This is a genomic window from Pseudomonas sp. ES3-33, assembly GCF_000952175.1.
Classification (GTDB): domain Bacteria; phylum Pseudomonadota; class Gammaproteobacteria; order Pseudomonadales; family Pseudomonadaceae; genus Aquipseudomonas; species Aquipseudomonas gregormendelii.
On the sequence record NZ_JZRI01000036.1, the window covers coordinates 38683 to 59620 of the forward strand.

The following is a 20938-nucleotide window of genomic DNA, read 5'->3' on the forward strand; positions in this document are numbered from 1 at the left end:
TCAACGTTCATCGTCGTCCGAACCTGGATAGAAGTCGTGCAACAGGCGATAGCGATCGCTGCGAACCTGGTCTACCCGGTCCTTAACCTGTTGTGCGGGCAGGCCGAGCATGATCAGCGCGTGGGAGGCGAGCATCAGGCTCGATTCCAGCAGTTCCGGGACGACCTCGCTGGCCCCTGCTGCATTCAATTCGGCGAGCTGGCTGTCATCGCGAGTGCGCACCAGGATCGGCACGCTCGAGTTGAGCACGCGCGCCTGCTTGAGGATGAGCATGGCAATGTCGGCCCGGTCCACGGCAATCACCAGCAGCCGGGCGCGGTCCAGTCCCACTGCGAGCAGCAGTTCGCCGCGGCGGGAGTCGCCGTAGTGCACGCAACGTTCGCTGACAGCGGCCTCCTGTACTCGCACCGGGTCGTTGTCCAGCGCAATGTAGGCTTGATGTTCATGGCGCAGGAAGCGGCCGATGGACTGGCCAACCCGGCCGTATCCGCAGATGACTACGTGACCGTCCAGGCCAGCATTGAGTGCGCTGATTTGTTCCAGCTGCGCTTCTTCGTTAGGTTTGCGATGCAAGCGCGCTGCTATACGCGGCGCTGCGCGCAGGAGCAAGGGCGCCACCAGCATCGAGCAAAAAGTGGCGGCAAGCAGCAGTGCGGCGAAGTCGCCCGCAAGCATTTTGCTCGTTTGCATTTGCGCCATCAGCGCAAAGCAGAACTCCCCGCCCTGGGCCAGCGCGAGGCCGCTGCGCCAGGCGGTTTCGGTGTCACTGCCACGCCATTTGACCAGCAGCGCGACAACGCTGCCCTTGATCAGCAGCAACGCCAGCGTCAACCCCAGGATCAGCAGGCCATGGCTGGCAAATAGCTGCAAGTCGATCAACATGCCGATGCTGACAAAAAACAATCCCAGGAGGATGTCGCGGAAGGGGCGGATGTCAGCCTCGATCTGATGGCGGTAGTGGCTTTCCCCCAGCAACATGCCGGCGAGAAACGCCCCCAGTGCAGGCGACAGGCCTAGCAGGTGGGTCAGCCACGCGGTGAGCAGGACAATCACCAGCGCCAGCAGCACAAACAGCTCTGCGGAGCGAGCCGCCGCCACCTCATGGAATAACCGCGGCAACAGCCAGCGGCTGGCCATCAGCAAGCCGACAAACAACACCAGGGTTTTGCCCAGCGTCATGGGCAGCGCCCAGTACCAGGGTTGCTCGCTACTGCCTGCAAACACGGGCACCAGTGTCAGCAACAGAACGGCGACCACGTCCTGGAACAACAGCACGGCGATGGCGTTCTGGCCGTGGCTGCTGAATATTTCACCAAGGCTGCCAAGCTCCTTGCTGACGATGGCGGTGGATGACAGGGCCAGCCCCGCACCCAGTAACAGCGCAGGTATACCCGGCATGCCGAACAGCATCAGCAGGCTTCCCAGCAATACCGCACATATCAGCACTTGCAGGCTGCCAAGGCCGAACACCACCTGTCGCAGTGCCAGCATTTTCGACAGGGAAAATTCCAGCCCCAGGGAAAATAGCAGGAACACCACGCCCAGCTCGGCGAGATCGGGCAGCTCTTCGCTTTCATTGACCCAATTGAACGCAGTGGGTCCGATCATCAGCCCTACGCACAGGTAGCCCAGGACCGGCGGCAGGCGCAGTCGCTGGAACAGCGCAATCACCACCAGTGAGGAGGCGAGGATGATCAGCAGATTGGCGAACACGGACTCTCCGAATTTGAAGTTGGCTAATGAAGCGTAGAGGCAAAAAAATACCGAGCATCACTCATATGGCATTTGCCGGGAATGATTTGAGTCAGGGGATTGCCAGGTACCTCGAACCGCCATTGCCCAGGGGCTGCAGGCTTCGTCTCGACTGACTTGAATCGTGGGCCTAGAATGAACCCCTACTTTGCCTGGGCCCCTCGCCATGCCTCCTGAATGCCAGCTGTTCGGCACCCTTGGTTGCCATCTGTGTGAACTTGCCGAAGAAGAGTTGATGCCCCTGGTCGAACACGGTTTGCTGGTCGAGCTGATCGACATTGCCGAGAACGAGGACTGGGTCGAGGACTACGGCTTGCGAATCCCGGTGCTGCGCCGCGTGGATACTGGAGCGGAGCTGGACTGGCCATTCGATGCCGAGCAGGTAGTGGCTTTTTTGCGTTGAACAGCGCTCCACTTATCGCTCTGCCCGATTGATCCGTTGGCGAAAGCTCGCTGATTCGGTTACTGTATGTGTATACAGTTATTCGGATGGCCTGTCTTGCGGGCGATCCTGCGAGTCAGAGGATGAGTCATGGTCAATGTCGAACAGTTGAAGAACAGCGTGAACCGCATGTCGGCGGACGTGGTGCGAGAGGCCGTTCTCGAACTGCGCCTGGACGGCCTGGTGACCGAAGGGAAGACCCCCTTCAACAAACTGCATTTCAACACCTGTTTCGCCGAAATCGAAGCCTTGTTCCAGCGTGCAGGGTATCACCGGCAGCTGGATGTGGTCGGTTACCAGGGCTTGCTGTACGCATTGTATGACCCTGGCCGCTGGGAGGCGGTCGACGTGTTGCGCTGGCTCAAGAAGTTCACCGAGGCCGCCGCCCGCGACCGGATACCGGCGTGAGTAATCTCTTCTAGGATCGTTCTGGCCGCTGCAGGATAATGCTGACCTGCATTAGGGGTCAGAGCGTTCTTATGTCCACTTCATCGTTTTGTGCTGCGCGCACTCAAGCCAGTACTCTGTATCTGCCCCCGGGTGCGTGGCAGACCGTGCTCGACTGCCTGTGCGAGCACTTCAGTGCCATCGGCCGCGAGCAATGGCTCGACCGCATCGCCCGCGGTCGTGTCCTGGATGGCTTTGGGCAACCTATCCCCCTCGACTTGCCGTACAAGGAAGGTCTGCGCATTCATTATTTTCGGGAAGTCGCGGATGAAAAACCGATTCCGGTGGTCGAGTCGATCCTGTACGCAGATGAGCATCTGGTGGTGGCGGACAAGCCGCACTTCCTGCCAGTAACGCCTGCCGGTGAATACGTCGAGCAAACCCTGCTACGCAGGTTGATCCATCGCCTGGATAATCCGCATCTGGTGCCCCTGCATCGCATTGATCGCCACACAGCGGGCCTCGTGCTGTTTTCAGCCCATCCTGACAGCCGCTCGGCCTACCAGTCCCTGTTCCCGACCCGGCAGATCGAAAAACGCTACGAAGCTATTGCTCCTGCGTTGCCCGGGCTGTGTTTCCCGCTGGTGCACAAAAGTCGGCTGGTGGAGGGCGAACCTTTTTTCCGCATGCAGGAAGGTCCCGGCGCGACCAATACCGAGACAGCCGTGGACGTTAGGGAAAAGAATGGCGACCTCTGGCGTTATGCGCTGTACCCGGTCACGGGCAAGAAACATCAGCTGCGCGTGCACATGGCCGCCCTGGGCGCGGGCATCTGTAATGATCCGTTCTATCCCCAGGTGCTCAAGGACGTCGTCGATGACTATGCCAATCCCTTGAAGCTGCTGGCCCAGGGCTTGCGTTTCGTGGACCCGCTCACCGGGCAGGAGCGTTGTTTTGAAAGCTCGCTGTTTCTGGACTGGTGATGACGGTATTGCAGGCATGAAAAAGCCCGCAGAAGCGGGCTTTTCTGTATCGGGCTATGCCGTAAAGATTACAGCTCTTTAACGGTACGAACCTGATCCTTGTTGATGCGGGTTTCTTTACCGTCGAGTTGCTGGAACTCGTAGAAACCGGAATCTTCATCATACTTTGGTGCGTCAACAGCCTGGATTTCGCGACCGTCATTCAAGGTGATCACGGTAGGCGAAGAGCAACCGGCAAGGGTCGCGAGGCCCAGTGCGAGCATGAAAGTGGCGAGGGTCCGTTGAGTCATGAGTGTGTCTCCGATATGAATTCTTTGGTTACTGATCTTGTAGACGTGTACAACGCGCGCAAGTTCCTTGGCTAGTGTCAGTCTGACACAGTGCCGTGGCTGCTTAACAGCTCCGGGGTATTCAGGTTGGCCAGCCGCGGGTCGTTTTCGGGGCATTGCAGGGCGATCGCACCCAGTTTGCGCATTATCCGGCCGGGACTGCGTTCCCCCTCACTCCAAGCCTCATCGAATGCCTGGCAGAGTTCCGCGGGGATGATGCATAACAGCGGTTCCCAATGCTCGCCATGGCGCAGCATCAAGGGTTTTTCGGGATGCCGGCTGGCGGTTTCGCGCATGGCCTGCAGCAGCGCGGCATCAATGCGCGGCACATCACACGGCAAGACCATCATGAAGCGGTGCCGTGCGGCCTGCAGGCCTGCGCGAATCCCGGCCAGGGGCCCCGGGAAATCCCCTTCATCGTCATGCACCAGGCGGTCGGCATAGGGTGCGTATTTGTCCAGATTGCGATTGCAGGAAATAATCAGGTCATCGCTCAGTGGCCGGGTCTTGCGGTGCAGATGCGCAATCAGCGGCTCGCCGTGCCAGTCCAGCAACCCTTTGTCCTGCCCCCCCATGCGTTGGCCGCGACCGCCGGCCAGGAGCAGAATGGAGCAGGGCGGCAGTTGGGTCTCGAGGGTCATGGCGAGCCTTCATGGGGCGGCGAAAAAAGTGAGGGCTGTGATATAACACCGGCCTGTTTTTCCTACAACTGGACGAGCCTATGAAAGCCAAGGCTGATGTACCTTTCGCGCCGCTGAACATTGCGGTGCTCACGGTCAGCGACACCCGTACCCTGGAAACCGACACTTCTGGCCAGGTCTTCGTCGACCGCCTGAGCGCTGCCGGGCATCGCCTGGCCGAGCGGGTACTGCTCAAAGATGATCTGTACAAAATTCGAGCGCAAGTCGCCCACTGGATTGCCGAAGATGTCGTGCAGGTCGTACTGATCACTGGCGGCACCGGGTTCACCGGCCGCGACAGCACGCCGGAAGCGGTGAGCTGCCTGCTGGACAAGCAGGTTGACGGATTTGGCGAGCTGTTTCGGCAAATTTCCGTAGCCGACATCGGCACTTCCACTGTGCAATCCCGTGCGCTGGCCGGCCTGGCCAATGGCACGCTGGTCTGCTGCCTGCCGGGTTCGACCAATGCAGTACGTACCGGGTGGGATGGCATCCTCGCCGAACAGTTGGACTCGCGGCACCGCCCGTGCAACTTCGTGACTCACCTGAAACAGGCGGCTCCCTGTGAATCCCGCGGGTAAGTCCGGCAAGACCGGCACTTTGATGCCGGTCGAAGCCGCACTGGCACGCCTGCTGGAAATGGCTGGCGCCACGCCTATTCTGCAGCGTGAACGCTTGCCCCTGGCCCAGGTGCAGGGCCGCGTTCTGGCCGATGACTTGATCTCAACCCTGGATTTGCCGCCCTGGCCGAACAGCGCCATGGACGGCTATGCGTTGCGCTTGGGCGACTGGACCGGCGAAGCGCTGGTGGTTAGCCAGAAGATTTTCGCCGGTAACGCGCCGCAGCCCCTGCAGTCCGGTACGTGTGCGCGAATTTTCACCGGTGCACCAGTGCCGGCGGGTGCCGACTGCGTCGAGATGCAGGAAAACGCCGAGGTCCAGCCGGACGGGCGAGTAGCGTTCACCCAAAGTCTGAAAGTGGGGCAAAACATCCGTCCCCAGGGCCAGGAAACCACTGCCGGAGAACAGGTGCTGGTGGCCGGGACTCGCTTGGGCCCGATCGAACAGGGCCTGGCGGCATCACTGGGCTGCGCGGAGCTGGAAGTCATTCGCAAGGTTCGCGTTGCGGTGCTTTCCACCGGTGATGAACTGATCGAGCCCGGTCAGCCCCTCGGCCCGGGGCAAATCTACAACAGCAACCGGGTGCTGCTGTGCAGCTGGTTGCAGCGCCTGGGTTGCGAGGTGATCGACGCCGGTATTCTCCCCGACGACCTGCCCACTACCCGCGCTCGCCTCGGCGAGCTCAACGACGTTGACCTGATCCTTTCCACCGGAGGCGTCTCGGTGGGTGAGGCTGACTTTCTTGGAATTGCCTTGCGCGAGGAGGGTGAGCTGACGCTATGGAAACTCGCCATCAAGCCTGGAAAACCGCTGACCTTCGGGCACTTTCGCGGGGTGCCGGTGATCGGTCTGCCAGGTAATCCGGCCTCGACCCTGGTGACCTTTGCGTTGTTGACCCGGCCTTATCTCTTGCGCCGTCAAGGCGTGCAGGACGTAGAACCCCTGAAGTTCCAGGTGCCGGCGGGTTTCGACTGGCCGATGGCAGGCAATCGTCGAGAGTACCTGCGAGGGCGTCTGGAGAACGGCCGGGCGATCATCTACAAGAACCAGAGCTCCGGTGTGTTACGCAGTGCAGCGTGGGCCGAGGGACTGGTTGAGGTGCGGGAGGATCGCACGCTGGTCGAAGGCGAGCTTGTCGGGTTCATTCCACTGAGTGAAGTCCTGGGCTGACACCTGTGGCTGGCAACTAAGGGGTGCGTGTTGCACCCGGTCACCGGGCCAGCATGGTCACCGCTGTAGGACTCGCCTCTGGCCTCGCTTAAATATTTGGTTTTTTTTACGGCTTTTTTGGCCGTGGGCGCGGTCAACATCTGCCATACGGAATCCAATCCTGGGAGTGACTGCCATGAGCGAACGCAAAGCGCTGTTAATTCTGCACGGCAAGCAAGCGCTCAACGAAGCGGTGCGTAACGCAGTTGAAGAGAAACGGCAGCAGGGCTGGGACCTGGCTGTACGGGTGACCTGGGAGGCTGGCGATGCCCAGCGGCTGGTCGATGAGGCACTGGATGCCGGTTATGTGCAGATTATCGCCGGGGGCGGAGATGGCACCCTGCGCGATATCGCCGAAGCAATCGCCAATCACTCGGCAGATGCCAGCCTGGTGCTGATGCCCTTGGGCACCGCGAATGATTTTGCACGCGCCGCCGGGGTACCGCTGGAACCTGGGCCCGCATTGGAGCTACTGGATGCTCCGGCCAGTGCCATTGACCTGGGCGAAGCCGGCTCGCAAGTTTTCTTGAACATGGCCACGGGTGGTTTCGGTAGCCAGGTCACCGCCAACACGTCGGAAGACCTGAAAAAAGTGCTCGGTGGAGCTGCCTATCTGTTTACCGGATTGTCGCGTTTCAGCGAGTTGCACGCCGCCTACGGCGAGTTGCAGGGGCCTGATTTCCACTGGAGCGGCGAGCTCCTGGCACTGGGCATTGGCAATGGTCGACAGGCCGGTGGCGGGCACGTCCTGTGCCCCGAAGCACTGGCTGACGATGGTTTGCTTGATATCAGCATTCTGCCTGCACCCCAGGAAGTGGTCGGCACCCTGAAGAACCTGCTGGCCGATGGCTTCGGTCTGGACAACATGTTCGTGCGCGCCCGCTTGCCCTGGGTCGAAATCAAGGTTTCGGAAGGGCTCTACATCAACCTTGATGGCGAGCCACTGGAAGGCGACAACCTGCGCTTCGCGGCGCGTCCGGCAGCCCTTCGAGTGCATCTGCCGGCGAACTCACCCTTGTTGACCGGTTCGACGATCGTTAATCATCCAGACTGATGATCCGCTCACGCACGGCAAACAGGACCAGCCCGGCCACGTCGTAGATCTGCAAGCGCTTCATGATCTGCGAGCGATGGGTTTCCACGGTCTTGATGCTCAGCCCCAGGCCGCTGGCGATTTCCCGGGTGGATTTGCCGCGAACGATCAGGCGCAGGATTTCCAGCTGGCGCGCCGTCAGGTTGTGGGTCACTGATTTGGGCCTGTTGCCGGGTCGGTGTGCATCGACAAGATCAATCGATCGCATCGTTGTCGTTGCTGATCAGGTTGCAAGTGACTCAGGCATTCCTCCGTTTTGGCCAAGAGCGGCTGCGTTCCTGCTGTTGCGGATGGCGTCCGCGTATTCGGTCGGGCACAGGAGCGGGGCATCTTAATCAAGGGGTCAAGGTCTGCCGTTGGCAGCCGATAAACCGTTTTAATGAACTCACCCGTACAAGCCCAGGAGTCATAATGGCCGGCATTCTCGACACGGTAGATAAACGCACACAACTGGTGGGTGAGAATCGCCTCGAAATCCTCATGTTCCGCCTGGCAGGCCGGCAACTGTTTGCGATCAACGTGTTCAAGGTCCAGGAAGTGTTGCAGTTGCCAAAGCTGACCCTGATGCCCCAGCGCCACCCATTCGTCTGCGGCGTGGTCAATTTGCGGGGTCAGACCCTGCCAGTGATCGACTTGTCCCAGGCTATCGGCATGCGGCCATTGGTTCCGGGGCCGACCAGCACGATCATCGTCACCGAATACAACCGCTCGGTGCAGGCATTCCTGGTCAGTGGCGTAGATCGGATCGTGAACATGAACTGGGAAGCCATCCTGCCTCCACCGACCAGCGCCGGCCGCCAGCACTACCTGACTGCGATCAGCAAGGTGGATGACCAGTTGGTGGAAATCATCGATGTCGAGAAAGTCCTGGCGGAAATCGTCCCGTACAACGCCAAAGTGTCTCGCGAGAAACTCGAGGACCCGGTGCTTGAGCGCGCAAGGGGCCGTGAAGTGTTGCTGGTGGATGACTCAAACGTGGCCTTGGCGCAATTGCGCGACACCCTGGGCCAGTTGGGCGTAAAGATGCATATCGCCAGCGATGGTCTCAAGGCCTTGAGGATGCTCAAGGCCTGGGCCGATACAGGGGAGAACATGACCGACAAGTTGCTGATGGTATTCACTGACGCCGAGATGCCGGAAATGGACGGCTACCGCCTGACCACCGAAATTCGCAACGATCCGCGCTTGCGCGGGCTTTACGTGGTGCTGCATACGTCGTTGTCCGGCAGGTTCAACGAGTCGATGGTGAAGAAGGTGGGTTGTGACAATTTCCTGTCCAAATTCCAGCCGGACAAGTTGGTTGATGTGGTGCGCCAGCGATTGATGCTGGATGAAGTACCGGTTTGATCAACGCCAGACACCCGTTCTTTGATTCAGGCCCCAAGCTCGTATAGGGTGACGTTTTCCCCTCAGGAACCTGGCCATGCTGCATCTGAGCGCACTCTACCGTTACCCCCTGAAATCCGGCAAAGGCGAGGCCCTGCAACAGGTCAGCCTGGACAAACTGGGCGTGGACGGTGATCGACGCTGGATGCTGGTGGACGAAGCCACCGGCCGCTTCCTCACCCAGCGTGCGGTGGCAACGATGAGCCAGTTGTCCGCCTTGTGGAATGCCCAGGGCGGCCTGACGCTTAGCGCTCCGGGGCATTCGACCATTGATATATCCCTGCCTGGCGGCGATGCCGAACTGCGCGGAGTGACCATCTTTAGCGACAGCCTGCGCGTACCCGATGCCGGAGACGAGGCGGGTGCCTGGGTCAGCGAGTTCATAGGCAAACCTACTCGACTGGTACAAATCCCCCTCGATCGTGCCCGTACGACCCAGTCCGGCTATGGCAAGGACGATGATCAAGTGGCTTTCGCCGACGGCTTTCCGCTGTTGCTGATCGGCCAGGCGTCCCTGCAAGACCTGTCGCAACGGGTCGGGCGCCCGCTGGAAATGCAGCGCTTTCGACCCAACCTGGTCATCGAAGGCAGTGACGCATTTGCCGAGGACGGCTGGAAGCGCATTCGCATCGGTGATGTCGAGTTCCGGGTGGTCAAGCCCTGTTCGCGCTGCATCCTGACCACGATCGATCCACAGACCGGTCAACGCAGCGAAGACCGTGAACCCTTGGCCACCTTGCAGAAATACCGGGCCCAGGCTGACGGCGCGATGTTCGGCCAGAACCTGGTGAACGACGGCAATGGCCGGCTGGAAGTCGGCATGCCAGTGACGGTGCTCGAATAACGGCGCTGGAAATAAAAATGCCCGGGTCAGATGCCCGGGCATTTTTTTCGCTATGAAAACCCGCGGTTTTAGCCGCGGTATTCGCACAGGTAAGCGGTATCGACAGCCACTTTCAGCTGGAACTTGCTGTTAGCTGGCACATTGAACTGGCTGCCTGCAGCGAAGGTTTCCCAGTCGGTGCTGTCTGGCAGCTTGACGGTCAGTGCGCCGCTCACGACATGCATGATTTCACGCTGGCTGGTGCCGAATTCATACTCGCCCGGTGCCATGACGCCGATAGTCGCGGGACCTTCTGCAGTGCCGAAGGCGATGGACTTGACGGTGCCGTCGAAGTACTCGTTGACTTTAAACATGGGCGATTCCTCGAAAAGGGCTAAAAAGGGCCGGCCAGTATGCACAAGCCCCTGGGCGCCGTCACCACTCTAGGCGGGGAGAATCAGCGGCAACAGGCGCGCTGTATTGCGTGCGTCCTCGAGTGCCCGATGTTGTTGCCCGGTGAACTGCATGCCCGCCAGTTGCAGGGCGCCGTTGAGGCCCAGCGGGCGTTCCAGCCTGCGCACCTTGGCGAAGCGCTGCTTGAGGTTCATGTGCGGCACCCGACCGAGCAGGCTGTCGAGTTGCAGGCGTTGCCACTCCTGTACCAGCTGCTGGCGATCGTAGTCGCCCCAGCTGGCCCAGCCCTCCAGGCGTGATTCATGCTGGCCGAGCCAGCGCTCGAAGGCAGCCCAGACTTCGTCCAGGGGCTGCGCGGCGTCGATGTTGGCCTGGGTGATGTGCGTCAGTTCGCGGCAGAACGGCGTCAGCAAGGGACGGCGTAGCGGCCGGACAAAACGCTGGAAATGATCGAGCTCGCGACCTTGGCGATCCACCAGGGTGGCACCGATTTCGATGATTTCCATTTCCGTTACTGGCCAACCACCCTCATCGGTGGTGGCTTCAAGATCAATGACCAGCCAATGGGGCATCGCAGGTTTCCTGGTATCCGCGTCCTGATAGGCTTTGAGCGTAGCCAAACCCTGCGGTTCCGCCTAGCGGCTTATTCGACCTCGAGCAAAATCTGCCGATTTTTCACCTGGTCGCCGACACTGACCTGCAGGCGCTTGAGCACGCCGTCGATGCCGGACTTCAGCGGATGCTCCATTTTCATGGCCTCCAGCACCACCAGCAGTTGGCCTTTGTGCACGGTGCTGCCCTCGCTGACCAGTACGTCGACGATGGCGCCATCCATCGGTGCCTTGAGGGTGCCGGAGCTGATACTGGCCTGCGCGCTGACCGGCGCTTGCGTGCGGTCTTCCAGGCACAGGCTGCCGGGACGGGTGAACAGCCACAGGCGGTCGGCTTCGAGACGGTAGGCATGGCGCTGGCGAATGCCGTCGATGTCCAGGATGGCCCAACAGCCGTCGCATTCGATCACGTTCAGGGTCAGGGCCTGGCCGGCGATGTGTACCCGGTACGGTTGTCCTGCAAGCCCATTCAACTCCACGGCCCAGTCCTGCTCCGCCAAGCCCAGGCGATAGAGCAGGGGTACGCTGGCATTGCTGCGCCAGCCGGCCAGCGGCCCGGCATGCACCCGGGCCGAATGGTGATGGAACAGTGCGGCTGCGATCGCCAGTTCTGCAGCGCTCGGCACCCGCGGGCGCAAACAGTCGTGATCGGCGAAATGGGTCGCGATGAACCCGGTGTTGAATTCACCGCTGACGAACTGTGGATGTTCCAACAGGCGCGCCAGTAGCGCCTGATTGGTCTGCACGCCCAGCAGCACGCTGTCCTGCACGGCGCGCACCAGCTTGCGCCGGGCTTCCTCGCGGGTGGCGCCGTGGGCGATGATTTTGCCGAGCATCGGGTCGTAGAACGGGCTGATATTCTGGCCCGCAATCAAGCCGTGGTCGATCCGCACAGTGCTTTGCAAGACGGGCTCCCATACCCCGACACGTCCGGTTTGCGGTAAAAAGCCCTGGGTTGGGTCTTCGGCGTACAAGCGCACTTCCATGGCATGACCGGTGAGCTGCACTTGGTCCTGGCGCAACGGCAGCGGCAGTCCTTGCGCGACCAGCAACTGCCACGCCACCAAATCGAGGCCGGTGATCATTTCGGTCACCGGGTGCTCGACTTGCAGACGGGTGTTCATTTCCAGGAAGTAAAACCGCCCTTGCCGGTCCAGCAGGAACTCCACGGTCCCGGCGCCGACGTAATTCACCGCGCGGCCGGCCTTGAGCGCCGCTTCTCCCATGGCCTGGCGCAAGGCTTCGGTCATCACCGGGCAGGGCGCTTCCTCGATGACTTTCTGATGGCGGCGTTGAATCGAACAGTCGCGCTCCCCGAGGTAAATCAGGTTGCCGTGCTGGTCGCCAAACAGTTGCACCTCGACATGCCGAGGATCGATCAGCGCCTGTTCCAGGATCAACTCATCGCTGCCAAAACCGTTCAACGCTTCGGAACGTGCGGTGTGAATCTGCGCCAGCAGGTCACTTGCATCCTGTACCAGGCGCATGCCGCGACCGCCGCCTCCGGCACTGGCCTTGATCATCAGTGGATAACCCAGGCGCGCGGCTTCACGACCGAGGCTCGCGTCGTCCTGTTCAGCGCCCTGATAGCCATCGATACAGGGCACTCCTGCGGCAAGCATGGCGATTTTCGACAGCCGTTTGCTGCCCATCAGTTCTATGGCTTCGGGGCTCGGGCCAATAAAGGTCAGGCCGGCCTCCCGGCAGGCGAGGGCAAATTTGGCGTTTTCCGAGAGGAAACCATAGCCCGGGTGAATGGCGTCGGCACCCGTGCGGCGCGCGGCGTCGATGATCGCCGCAATGCTCAGGTAAGACTGTTGCACCGGGGCCGGGCCTATGTTCACGGCCTCATCGGCCATGCGCACGTGCAGTGCGTCGGCGTCGGCGTCACTGAAGACGGCGACGGTGCGATAGCCGAGGGCTTGGGCGGTGCGCTGGATGCGACAGGCGATTTCACCGCGGTTGGCGACCAGGATTTTGTTGAAGGAGGGCATGGAGTCTTCGCTCTGGTTACACGGTGGATTTTCGGGCCTCTACGCGAGCAAGCCCGCTCCCACAGGGGATCTGTGGCGTTGACGAACCCTGTGGGAGCTGGCTTGCCTGCGATGCTGTCACAGAGCCCATCCTGGTTTACGTTTTTGCACGAAAGCCATAGTCCCCTCGACTCCTTCAGGCCCGGTCACTGCGTCGCTGAACCATTGCGCCGCTTCATCCAGCAAGGCATCAGTCGGCTGTCCGGCACTGGCCAGCAACAGACGCTTGGTCAGTGCATTCGCTCCCGGCGCGCAACGCAGCACATGGGCCAGCACTTCATCGAGCCGCTCGGCCAGGGCCTGGGCGTCATGCTCGACGAAGTGCACCAGGCCGATCTGTCGCGCCTGGGTGCCATCAAATCGCGCGGCCGTCAGCGCCAGGCGCCGTGCTTGCGTCAAGCCAATGCGCTGGACCACGAACGGGGCGATCTGCGCCGGCAGGACTCCGAGGCTGGTTTCCGGCAAACCGAACTGCGCCTGGTGATCCGCCAGCGCGACATCGCTCACGCACGCCAGCCCCAGGCCACCGCCCAGTACTGCGCCCTGCAGCACCGTGATCACCACTTGCGGCGCGTGCTGCACTTCCTGCAGCAGCGCACCAAACGCCCGATTCAGCTCACGAAACCCTTCCGGGCCTTGAGTTCGGGCGTTGGCCATATCCTTGATGTCGCCGCCGGCGCAAAAATGCCCCCCGGCGCCGCCGATCACCAATGCCCGAATGGCTTGGTCCTCGCGCACGCTCGCCAACAAGCCCCGCAGTTCGGCAACCATTTGCAAGCTCATGGCGTTGCGACTTTCCGGGCGATTGAGCGTGACGTGCAGCACGCCGTTATGCAATTCGAGCAGCAACGTCTGGCATACCGGCAAGCGGTTCATTTCTTCTTCCCTGGCAGGATGCCCATGAGTTTGCAGATGATCCCCAACATGATTTCGTCGGCGCCCCCGCCGATCGACACCAGGCGCACATCCCGATAGGCCCGTGCCACGGGGTTGTCCCACATGAAGCCCATGCCGCCCCAGTATTGCAGGCAGCTGTCGCTGACTTCACGCCCCAGGCGCCCGGCCTTGAGCTTGGCCATCGACGCCAGGCGGGTGACGTCCTGGCCCTTGATGTATTGCTCGGTGGCCTGATAGACCAGCGCCCGCAGGCACTCGATTTCGGTTTGCAGTTCGGCCAGGCGAAAGTGAATCACCTGGTTGTCGATCAGCGCATTGCCAAAAGTCTTGCGCTCCTTGCAGTACTCGATCGTGCTGTCGACGCAGTACTCCAGGCCCTTGAGCATGTTGGCCGCACCGAACAGGCGTTCTTCCTGGAACTGCAGCATCTGCATCATGAAGCCTGCCCCTTCGTGGCCAATGCGGTTGCGCTGCGGTATACGCACATTGTCAAAAAACACCTGGGCGGTTTCCGAACTGCGCATGCCGAGCTTGTCCAGGTGCGAGCTGAGGCTGATGCCCGCAGTATTCATGGGCACCATGATCAGCGACTTGTTGATGTGCGGCTTGTCGTCCGAAGTGTTGGCCAGCAAACAGATGAAATCGGCGCTCGGTGAGTTGGTGATCCACATTTTGCTGCCGTTGATCACATAATCGTCGCCATCCTTGCGTGCGCTGGTTTTGAGCCCGGCGACGTCAGAACCGGCTCCGACCTCCGACACGCCGATGCAACCGACCTGCTCACCAGTGATCGCCGGGCGCAGAAATTCTTCCCGCAGTTCGTCGCTACCAAAACGCGCCAACGCCGGGGTGCACATGTCGGTCTGTACGCCGATGGACATCGGAATACCGCCGCAGTGAATGGTGCCGAACTCCTCGGCCGCGACGATCGAGTAGCTGTAGTCCAGCCCCATGCCGCCAAACTTCTCCGGTTTGGAAATTCCCAGCAGGCCCAGTTCGCCGGCCTTGCGAAAGAGCTGGTGAATGGGAAAACGCCCGGCTTTTTCCCATTCGTCGACGTGGGGATTGATCTCGTTGTCGACGAATTGCCGGACCGTGCGGCGCAGTGCTTCGTGTTCCTGGGTGAAGATCATTTTTATTGTTCTCCTGATCGCCCTTTAGAAGCGGGCTACACCAAAACTGTTGGCGTGCAATGGCCGCACTTCGGCCTCGTGGCAGATGTCCAGCAGGTAGCCGAGCAAGGTCCGGGTGTCGCGCGGATCGATCAGGCCGTCGTCCCACAAGTTGGCGCTGCCATACAGGGCAGTGGACTGGCCGTCGAGTTTCTGCGCAGTGACCTGCTCCAGCATGTCGAGCATTTTCGGATCGGGCACCAGGCCATCCTTGAGTTGTTTGGCCTCGGTGACAATGCGCAGTACCTTGCCCGCCTGGGCGCCACCCATGACCGCCGTGCGGCTGTTGGGCCAGGCGAAGATGAAGCGCGGATCGAGGCCGCGACCGCACATGGCATAGTTGCCGGCGCCGTAGGAACCGCCGACGACGATGGTCAATTTGGGCACGCGGGCGTTGGCGACTGCCTGGATCATCTTCGCACCATGTTTGATCACGCCTTGCTGTTCCGACTCGGTGCCGACCATGAACCCGGTGGTGTTGTGAAAGAACAGCAGGGGCGTCTGGCTCTGGTCACACAGCTGAATGAATTGCGCCGCCTTGCTCGCCCCCCTGGGCGTGATCGGGCCGTTGTTGCCGATGAAGCCGCAGGCGCGACCCTGGATCTGCAAATGCCCGCAGATTGTCTGCTGATCGTACTCGCCCTTGAACTCGAGGAAATTCGACCCGTCGGCGATCCGCGCAATGATCTCCCGCGCGTCGTAGGGTTTTTTCGCGTCGTCGGGGATCAGCCCGAGCAACTCGTCGATGGGGTATAGAGGTTCTTCGAACGATGGCCGAGGGGGCATGGCCAGGCGTGCGTTCCATGGCAGCAGGCGCAGAATCTCGCGCACCTGGCGCACGCCGTCGGCATCGTTTTCCGCCAGGTACTCCGCCGTACCTGCCACTTGTGCGTGCATCTCGGCACCGCCAAGCTCCTCATCGGTGGCGATCTCGCCCGTGGCCGCCTTGAGCAGTGGCGGCCCGGCCAGAAACAGCTTGGCCTTGCCGCGCACCACCACCACGTAATCGGAGAGGCCGGGCTGATAAGCACCGCCCGCCGTGGCCGAGCCGTGCACCACGGTAATCTGCGGCAAGCCCATGGCCGACATCCGGGCCTGATTGGCAAAGCTGCGTGCGCCTTCGACAAAAATCTCCGCCGCATAATTGAGGTTGGCACCACCGCTTTCGGCCAGGGTAATGACCGGCAGCTTGTTCTCCATGGCGATCTGCTGCAGGCGCAGGGATTTTTTCAGACCACTTGGGGAAATGGTCCCGCCTTTGATCGCGCTGTTGTTCGCCACCACCAGCACGCGCACACCCGACACGTAACCGATGCCGGCGATCAGGCCGCCACCCGCCGAATGGCCATCCTTGTCATCGTGCAGCTTGTAACCGGCCAGACTCGCCAATTCAAGAAAAGGCGCGCCGGGATCCAGTAGCAGGTTGAGACGTTCCCGGGGCAGCAATTGCCCGCGCTGGTCGAACCTGGATTTTGCCTCGGCAGCCTTGTTCAGAAGATTCTGTTCGAGCTGACGCACCTGCTCGATACCCGTCAGCATTGCGGCATGGTTCTGCGCGAAATGTTGGCTGAAGGGGTCGACCTGGGACTGTATGACCGGCATGGCTTAGTCCTTGTCCTGAAGTACTTCGGGCAGGTACGCTCGGTGAAAGCCGTTGTACGACTCGCTGTTGTGCGCCTTGTGCATGGGCCACGCCCGCCCGCCAAGACTCGCCGCGCCATCGATGCGCAGGGTGCTGCCGCTAATGAATGTCGCCGCCGGGCTGAGCAGGAAAACGATCGCCGCGCTGACTTCCGATTCGGTGCCGATGCGCTTGAGCGGTACATGCTCGCGCAGGGTCGGAATCACTGCCTTGAACGCACCCTCGTAAGTGTCCATGCCACTTGAAGCGATCCAGCCGGGCGCCACCGCGTTGACCCGCACGCCGGCGTACCCCCATTCGAATGCCGCCGTTTTTGTCAGGTTGTCCATGCCCGAGCGCGAGGCGCCGGAATGGCCCATGCCCGGCATGCCGCCCCACATGTCGGCGAGCATGTTGACGATCGAGCCGCCGTGCTTGCTCATGGATTGATTGAACACTTCCCTGGCCATCAGGAAACCGCCCACCAGGTTGGTGCGCATCACGGTCTCGAAACCCTTCTGGTTGATTGAGGCCAGCGCCGAGGGGAACTGCCCACCGGCATTGTTGACCAGGCCGTGGATGGGGCCATGCTCGCGGATCAATTCGCTGACAATATGCCGCACCGTTTCTTCCTCACGGATATCGCACACGACCCAGTCGGCCTGGCCGCCATCTGCGGTTATCTCGCCGGCGACGTTGTCCAGCTTGGCCGCGTTGCGCCCCACCAGCAGTACATGGGCACCCAATGCCGCCAGTTCATGGGCGGTGCAACGGCCGATGCCGCTGCCGCCACCGGTCACGATGATGTTTTGCCCGGTAAACAAGCCGGCTTTGAAAATCGAATCGTAGGCCACGGTGACGGTCCTCTAGTTGACCTGGTCGGCGATGCTTTGCGGCACCGGTATCTGGATTTCCAGCAGCTGCTGGGCGAACGCCTTGCCTTGCGGGTCGATGCGCAGACTGGCCACGCCACCGCCGCCGAGGGCGTTCTCCAGCAGGAAGTTCAGGCTGTGGGTGGCCGGCAGGTACCAGCGCTCGACTCGCCCGTATACCGGGTCGAGAACATGGCTCATCCAGTCGACCAGCACCTCCGGGGTCAAGGCTTCGGCGATCCACGGCAGGTACTCTGCTTCGCGGGCCATGACCCCGATATTGCTGTGGTTGCCCTTGTCCCCGGAGCGCGCAACCGCCAGCTTGACCAGCTCGACGCTGGCGTCGGCCAGGCCGACCGGTTTGGGCGGGTCGAGCGGCACCGGCAAGTCCTGGGTGTCGAGCGTCGCGATGGCGGGCAGGGCACAGGGATGGCGCTGACCGTCGAAGTGAATACCCAGGGTGCACGCGGATTTATCGATCAGGAATGAGAACAGGCGGATCAGCGGGTACACCGTCGGTCGCCCACCGACGATCCCGGTCAACCCTGGCGCCATGCCGGTCGCGGCCTGGGCTATTTCCCGGGAGAACAGGATCAACGCCTGTTTGTCCGGATGCCTCACCGCCAGCTTGATCACCACCTCGCGGGTGTCCTGGCGCTGACCGTGAGAACCGTAGGTGGCTTCGCTGCCGAGCAGTTCGACATTGACCTCGCTGTAGGGCAACCAGCCGCGCTGGCTGAAGATGTCCGAGGTTTTGTTGATAATCGCGGCGCTGACGCGTCGGGCCTTGTCGACCGCATCGATCCCGGCGATCAGACAACTGGCAGTGCAGCGAAAACCGTCGAGGAAGGTGGCGCTGACCTTGTACTGGTCAGTGGGTGGCAGGCCCTTGGCGCCGTGCACCTGAACCCGGTTTTTACCCTGTTGCACGAGCCTGACCCGGGTGAAATCACACACCACATCAGGCAGCAGGTAGGCTTGCGGGTCGCCGATTTCATAGAGCATCTGTTCGCCCACGGTCAGCGGCGTCACCAGGCCGCCGGAGCCTTCGGGTTTGCTGACGATAAACTGGCTGTCGCGGCTGACTTCGACGATGGGGAAACCGATGTGTTCGTAGTCTGGCACCTCACGCCAGTCGGTGAAGTTGCCCCCGGTGCATTGGGCTCCGCATTCGATGATGTGGCCGGCGAGGGCGGCCTGGGCGAGTTTGTCGTAGTCCTGCCACGACCAGCCGAACTCATGCACCAGGGCGGCGCTGACCACGGCACTGTCGACCACCCGCCCGGTGATGATGATATCCGCCCCCAGGCGCAAGGCTTCGACGATGCCAGGTGCACCGAGGTAAGCGTTCGTCGAGACGCACATCGCCGGCAACGGCGCGCCACTGAACATCTCCTGGATGCCGAGGGTCCTGAGCTGCTTGAGCTGCGGTTGCAGGTCGTCGCCCAGCAACACGGCAATTTTCAACCCCACCCCGGCCTTGTCGCAAGCCGCTTGCAGGGTCGCAGCGCAGGCTTGTGGATTGATCCCGCCTGCGTTGCTGATCACCCGAATGCCTTGCTCGGCGAGTTGCCTGAGCAGCGGAGTGAGAACTTCGACGAAATCGCTGGCATAACCGGCCTGGGGATCTTTCATCCGCGCTCCGGCCATGATCGACAGGGTGATTTCTGCCAGGTAGTCGAACACCAGATAGTCCAGGCTTCCCCCTTCCACCAGCTGCGCCGCGGCCGTCGAAGTGTCGCCCCAGAACGCGCTGGCGCACCCGATGCGAATGGTTTCCGGCACAGTTGGCTTCATGCTCACCTCCGTCGACAGTATTGGGAGACTACCGCTGCGAGACTGCTGATTCGCGATTCGAGACTACCAAGCAAGCGCTTGGTTTGTAAATGCCTTGAAATATCTTCTTCCCGAGCGCTTGCTTGGTTGCCGGCGCCAGCTTAAATTGCCCGCGCAAGCCCGCGGTTTCAGCGGCGAGCGGCGCATCTGGATTGATCGACTGTAGGAGAGAATGGGTGGACGAGCAAAAAGCCCTGGGCGTCATGCGCGAACTGGTCGACAGCGGCCAGTTGACCGACCCGGACAGCGCCCGCGGCAAACTGCTGCAAGTGGCCGCCCACCTGTTTCGCAATAAAGGCTACGAGCGCACCACCGTGCGCGACCTGGCCGGCGCCGTGGGCATACAGTCGGGCAGTATTTTTCATCACTTCAAAAGCAAGGACGACATCCTGCGCGCAGTGATGGAGGAAACCATCCGCTACAACACGGCGCTCATGCGTGCCGCCCTCGGTGACGCCGCAAGCGTGCGTGAGCGGGTGCTGGCGCTGATTCGTTGCGAACTGCAATCGATCATGGGGGGCAGCGGCGAGGCCATGGCCGTGCTGGTCTACGAATGGCGGTCGTTATCCGAGGAGGGCCAGGCGCAGGTGCTGGCCCTGCGCGATATCTACGAAGAGCTATGGTTGCAGGTGCTGGGAGAGGCCAAGGACGCCGGTTTGATTGGCGGCGATGTGTTTATCACGCGTCGTTTCCTGACGGGGGCGCTGTCCTGGACCACCACCTGGTTTCGTGCCGGCGGCAGCATGAGCCTGGATCAACTGGCGGACGAAGCCCTTATCATGGTATTGAAAGAGCCACGATAGTGGTGATTTGCCAGTAGCCTCTGGCTAATCGGGCGAAACCGCCTGGCTTGAATGCATAGCGCGTAATTTTCGGGAGTAGGTTGTTTTGATGTCCTCGCCAACACGGACGGCCTTCCGGTTTTTACTGGCGGCGCTTCCCGCATTATGGTTACTGCCTTCCCAGGCGGCACAGCTGGTTCGAGTCGGAGCGGCGCATTTCCCTCCCTATACTGTGCGTCCGGAAATGGGGGCCGACACTGGCTTGCTGCCACAGCTGGTCGAAGCATTGAATGTTGCCCAGCATGACTACCAGTTTGTCCTGGTGCCAACTTCGATTCCCCGCCGCTTTGGTGATTTCAAGCAAGGCCGGGTGGACATGGCGATCTTCGAGAATCCTGATTGGGGCTGGAAGGATATTCCACATGTTACGGTCGACATGGGCCTGGAAGATGCCGAGATTTTCGTCGCGCAACAACTGCCGGACCGCCAGCAAGACTATTTTGCCGAACTTGCCGGCAAACGTTTGGCACTTTTCAGCGGGTATCACTACGAGTTCGCCAACTTCGATGCCGACCCCAAAATACTTGCGCAACGCTACAACGCCTCTCTGACCTATTCCCATGACAGCAATTTGCTCATGGTGCTGCGCGGCCGTGCGGACATCGCGTTGGTCACGCGGTCGTACCTGAGCGATTACCTTCTGCGCAACGCAAAAGTCGCCGCTCAGTTGCTGGTGTCCCAGCGGGTGGACCAGGTCTATCACCATTACGCAATGCTTCGTCCTGCGGCACCCATCAGCGGTGAAGCCTTTGGCAAATTGCTGCAAGGGTTGCGGGAGAGCGGCCAGATGATGAAAATTTTTGCGCCGTACCAAATCGCCGTGGTCCCTGTTCCTGGGGACTGATGGGGATCGCACGTCGGGTATTTTCTGTCTTCGGTTAAATTTCCCTGATCGGCTCACGTCACCTCGTTTAACAGTGGACGACTAACGTGAG

21 protein-coding genes and 1 pseudogene are annotated in these 20938 nt (G+C 61.1%); 10 read left to right on the forward strand and 12 right to left on the reverse strand.

Features of this window, described 5'->3' with window-relative positions; genetic code table 11:
* On the reverse strand, positions 1 to 1713 hold the full coding sequence (locus tag UB23_RS04350; protein WP_045058099.1) for a cation:proton antiporter: 1713 nt from the start codon (positions 1711 to 1713) through the stop codon (positions 1 to 3).
* A gap of 205 nt (positions 1714 to 1918) precedes the next feature.
* Here UB23_RS04350 and UB23_RS04355 point away from each other — a divergent pair, with 205 nt between their 5' ends.
* The 3 genes from UB23_RS04355 (at position 1919) to UB23_RS04365 (ending at position 3564) form a co-directional block, all read left to right on the forward strand.
* A complete protein-coding gene (locus UB23_RS04355) occupies positions 1919 to 2155 on the forward strand; it encodes a glutaredoxin family protein (protein WP_045058100.1) in 237 nt (78 codons plus the stop codon).
* A 129-nt stretch (positions 2156 to 2284) separates the two neighbouring features.
* Positions 2285 to 2602, forward strand: a complete 318-nt coding sequence (locus UB23_RS04360) for a hypothetical protein (RefSeq protein WP_045058101.1) — start codon at positions 2285 to 2287, stop codon at positions 2600 to 2602.
* A 71-nt stretch (positions 2603 to 2673) separates the two neighbouring features.
* Positions 2674 to 3564 carry a pseudouridine synthase gene (locus UB23_RS04365; protein WP_045058102.1) on the forward strand — a complete coding sequence of 297 codons (891 nt, stop codon included), beginning with the start codon at positions 2674 to 2676 and terminating at the stop codon, positions 3562 to 3564.
* A 68-nt stretch (positions 3565 to 3632) separates the two neighbouring features.
* On the opposite strand, the gene UB23_RS04370 is transcribed toward UB23_RS04365, so the two are convergent.
* The gene (locus UB23_RS04370; protein ID WP_045058103.1) at positions 3633 to 3854 is read right to left on the reverse strand and encodes a YgdI/YgdR family lipoprotein; all 222 of its coding nucleotides are present in this window, start codon (positions 3852 to 3854) and stop codon (positions 3633 to 3635) included.
* Between the two features lie 77 nt (positions 3855 to 3931).
* Positions 3932 to 4534 (reverse strand): molybdenum cofactor guanylyltransferase MobA, encoded by a 603-nt coding sequence (gene mobA / locus UB23_RS04375; RefSeq protein WP_045058104.1) that lies wholly within the window; start codon positions 4532 to 4534, stop codon positions 3932 to 3934.
* A gap of 80 nt (positions 4535 to 4614) precedes the next feature.
* Between mobA and moaB the strand changes: the two genes are divergently transcribed.
* The 3 genes from moaB to yegS all read left to right on the forward strand — a co-directional run bounded on the left by moaB (position 4615) and on the right by yegS (position 7457).
* On the forward strand, positions 4615 to 5154 hold the full coding sequence (moaB, locus tag UB23_RS04380) for a molybdenum cofactor biosynthesis protein B (protein ID WP_045058105.1): 540 nt from the start codon (positions 4615 to 4617) through the stop codon (positions 5152 to 5154).
* A gap of 22 nt (positions 5155 to 5176) precedes the next feature.
* Positions 5177 to 6364 (forward strand): molybdopterin molybdotransferase MoeA, encoded by a 1188-nt coding sequence (locus UB23_RS04385; RefSeq protein WP_177328529.1) that lies wholly within the window; start codon positions 5177 to 5179, stop codon positions 6362 to 6364.
* A 175-nt stretch (positions 6365 to 6539) separates the two neighbouring features.
* Positions 6540 to 7457 carry a lipid kinase YegS gene (gene yegS / locus UB23_RS04390; RefSeq protein WP_045058107.1) on the forward strand — a complete coding sequence of 306 codons (918 nt, stop codon included), beginning with the start codon at positions 6540 to 6542 and terminating at the stop codon, positions 7455 to 7457.
* On the opposite strand, the pseudogene UB23_RS04395 reads toward yegS, so the two are convergent.
* Positions 7441 to 7647 (reverse strand): annotated as a pseudogene (locus UB23_RS04395) (response regulator transcription factor); the annotation flags it as partial. The gene yegS and the pseudogene UB23_RS04395 overlap by 17 nt on opposite strands.
* Before the next feature lie 260 nt (positions 7648 to 7907).
* Between UB23_RS04395 and UB23_RS04400 the strand changes: the two are divergent.
* Both UB23_RS04400 and UB23_RS04405 read left to right on the forward strand, forming a co-directional pair.
* Complete coding sequence (locus UB23_RS04400; protein WP_045058108.1) at positions 7908 to 8843, forward strand: chemotaxis protein CheV; 936 nt, start codon at positions 7908 to 7910, stop codon at positions 8841 to 8843.
* A gap of 76 nt (positions 8844 to 8919) precedes the next feature.
* A complete protein-coding gene (locus UB23_RS04405) occupies positions 8920 to 9726 on the forward strand; it encodes an MOSC domain-containing protein (protein ID WP_045058109.1) in 807 nt (268 codons plus the stop codon).
* A gap of 68 nt (positions 9727 to 9794) precedes the next feature.
* On the opposite strand, the gene ppnP is transcribed toward UB23_RS04405, so the two are convergent.
* The 8 genes from ppnP to UB23_RS04445 all read right to left on the reverse strand — a co-directional run bounded on the left by ppnP (position 9795) and on the right by UB23_RS04445 (position 19110).
* A complete protein-coding gene (gene ppnP, locus UB23_RS04410) occupies positions 9795 to 10079 on the reverse strand; it encodes a pyrimidine/purine nucleoside phosphorylase (protein WP_045058110.1) in 285 nt (94 codons plus the stop codon).
* Between the two features lie 69 nt (positions 10080 to 10148).
* Positions 10149 to 10691 carry an exonuclease domain-containing protein gene (locus UB23_RS04415; protein ID WP_045058111.1) on the reverse strand — a complete coding sequence of 181 codons (543 nt, stop codon included), beginning with the start codon at positions 10689 to 10691 and terminating at the stop codon, positions 10149 to 10151.
* Between the two features lie 71 nt (positions 10692 to 10762).
* Positions 10763 to 12724 carry an acetyl/propionyl/methylcrotonyl-CoA carboxylase subunit alpha gene (locus UB23_RS04420; RefSeq protein ID WP_045058112.1) on the reverse strand — a complete coding sequence of 654 codons (1962 nt, stop codon included), beginning with the start codon at positions 12722 to 12724 and terminating at the stop codon, positions 10763 to 10765.
* Between the two features lie 117 nt (positions 12725 to 12841).
* Positions 12842 to 13639 (reverse strand): enoyl-CoA hydratase/isomerase family protein, encoded by a 798-nt coding sequence (locus UB23_RS04425; RefSeq protein ID WP_045058113.1) that lies wholly within the window; start codon positions 13637 to 13639, stop codon positions 12842 to 12844.
* Entirely contained in the window at positions 13636 to 14793 is a 1158-nt protein-coding gene (gene atuD / locus UB23_RS04430; RefSeq protein ID WP_045058114.1) for a citronellyl-CoA dehydrogenase, read from the reverse strand. Before atuD ends, UB23_RS04425 begins: the two co-directional genes overlap by 4 nt.
* Before the next feature lie 24 nt (positions 14794 to 14817).
* A complete protein-coding gene (atuC, locus tag UB23_RS04435) occupies positions 14818 to 16434 on the reverse strand; it encodes a geranyl-CoA carboxylase subunit beta (RefSeq protein WP_045058115.1) in 1617 nt (538 codons plus the stop codon).
* 3 nt (positions 16435 to 16437) lie between these two features.
* The gene (locus UB23_RS04440; RefSeq protein WP_045058116.1) at positions 16438 to 17307 is read right to left on the reverse strand and encodes an SDR family oxidoreductase; all 870 of its coding nucleotides are present in this window, start codon (positions 17305 to 17307) and stop codon (positions 16438 to 16440) included.
* A gap of 12 nt (positions 17308 to 17319) precedes the next feature.
* Positions 17320 to 19110 carry an acyclic terpene utilization AtuA family protein gene (locus UB23_RS04445; protein WP_177328530.1) on the reverse strand — a complete coding sequence of 597 codons (1791 nt, stop codon included), beginning with the start codon at positions 19108 to 19110 and terminating at the stop codon, positions 17320 to 17322.
* Between the two features lie 227 nt (positions 19111 to 19337).
* Here UB23_RS04445 and UB23_RS04450 point away from each other — a divergent pair, with 227 nt between their 5' ends.
* Both UB23_RS04450 and UB23_RS04455 read left to right on the forward strand, forming a co-directional pair.
* Positions 19338 to 19964 (forward strand): TetR/AcrR family transcriptional regulator, encoded by a 627-nt coding sequence (locus UB23_RS04450; RefSeq protein WP_045058118.1) that lies wholly within the window; start codon positions 19338 to 19340, stop codon positions 19962 to 19964.
* A gap of 88 nt (positions 19965 to 20052) precedes the next feature.
* A complete protein-coding gene (locus UB23_RS04455; protein ID WP_177328526.1) occupies positions 20053 to 20847 on the forward strand; it encodes a substrate-binding periplasmic protein in 795 nt (264 codons plus the stop codon).
* The last annotated feature ends 91 nt before the right edge of the window (positions 20848 to 20938 follow it).

Excerpts from the sequence above, each read along its gene's own strand:
- UB23_RS04355 (WP_045058100.1), top strand. The coding sequence starts at position 1,919 with ATGCCTCCTGAATGCCAGCTGTTCGGCACCCTTGGTTGCCATCTGTGT.
- UB23_RS04360 (WP_045058101.1), top strand. The coding sequence starts at position 2,285 with ATGGTCAATGTCGAACAGTTGAAGAACAGCGTGAACCGCATGTCGGCG.
- UB23_RS04365 (WP_045058102.1), top strand. The coding sequence starts at position 2,674 with ATGTCCACTTCATCGTTTTGTGCTGCGCGCACTCAAGCCAGTACTCTG.
- UB23_RS04370 (WP_045058103.1), bottom strand. The coding sequence starts at position 3,854 with ATGACTCAACGGACCCTCGCCACTTTCATGCTCGCACTGGGCCTCGCG.
- mobA (WP_045058104.1), bottom strand. The coding sequence starts at position 4,534 with ATGACCCTCGAGACCCAACTGCCGCCCTGCTCCATTCTGCTCCTGGCC.
- moaB (WP_045058105.1), top strand. The coding sequence starts at position 4,615 with ATGAAAGCCAAGGCTGATGTACCTTTCGCGCCGCTGAACATTGCGGTG.
- UB23_RS04385 (WP_177328529.1), top strand. The coding sequence starts at position 5,177 with ATGCCGGTCGAAGCCGCACTGGCACGCCTGCTGGAAATGGCTGGCGCC.
- yegS (WP_045058107.1), top strand. The coding sequence starts at position 6,540 with ATGAGCGAACGCAAAGCGCTGTTAATTCTGCACGGCAAGCAAGCGCTC.
- UB23_RS04400 (WP_045058108.1), top strand. The coding sequence starts at position 7,908 with ATGGCCGGCATTCTCGACACGGTAGATAAACGCACACAACTGGTGGGT.
- UB23_RS04405 (WP_045058109.1), top strand. The coding sequence starts at position 8,920 with ATGCTGCATCTGAGCGCACTCTACCGTTACCCCCTGAAATCCGGCAAA.
- ppnP (WP_045058110.1), bottom strand. The coding sequence starts at position 10,079 with ATGTTTAAAGTCAACGAGTACTTCGACGGCACCGTCAAGTCCATCGCC.
- UB23_RS04415 (WP_045058111.1), bottom strand. The coding sequence starts at position 10,691 with ATGCCCCATTGGCTGGTCATTGATCTTGAAGCCACCACCGATGAGGGT.
- UB23_RS04420 (WP_045058112.1), bottom strand. The coding sequence starts at position 12,724 with ATGCCCTCCTTCAACAAAATCCTGGTCGCCAACCGCGGTGAAATCGCC.
- UB23_RS04425 (WP_045058113.1), bottom strand. The coding sequence starts at position 13,639 with ATGAACCGCTTGCCGGTATGCCAGACGTTGCTGCTCGAATTGCATAAC.
- atuD (WP_045058114.1), bottom strand. The coding sequence starts at position 14,793 with ATGATCTTCACCCAGGAACACGAAGCACTGCGCCGCACGGTCCGGCAA.
- atuC (WP_045058115.1), bottom strand. The coding sequence starts at position 16,434 with ATGCCGGTCATACAGTCCCAGGTCGACCCCTTCAGCCAACATTTCGCG.
- UB23_RS04455 (WP_177328526.1), top strand. The coding sequence starts at position 20,053 with ATGTCCTCGCCAACACGGACGGCCTTCCGGTTTTTACTGGCGGCGCTT.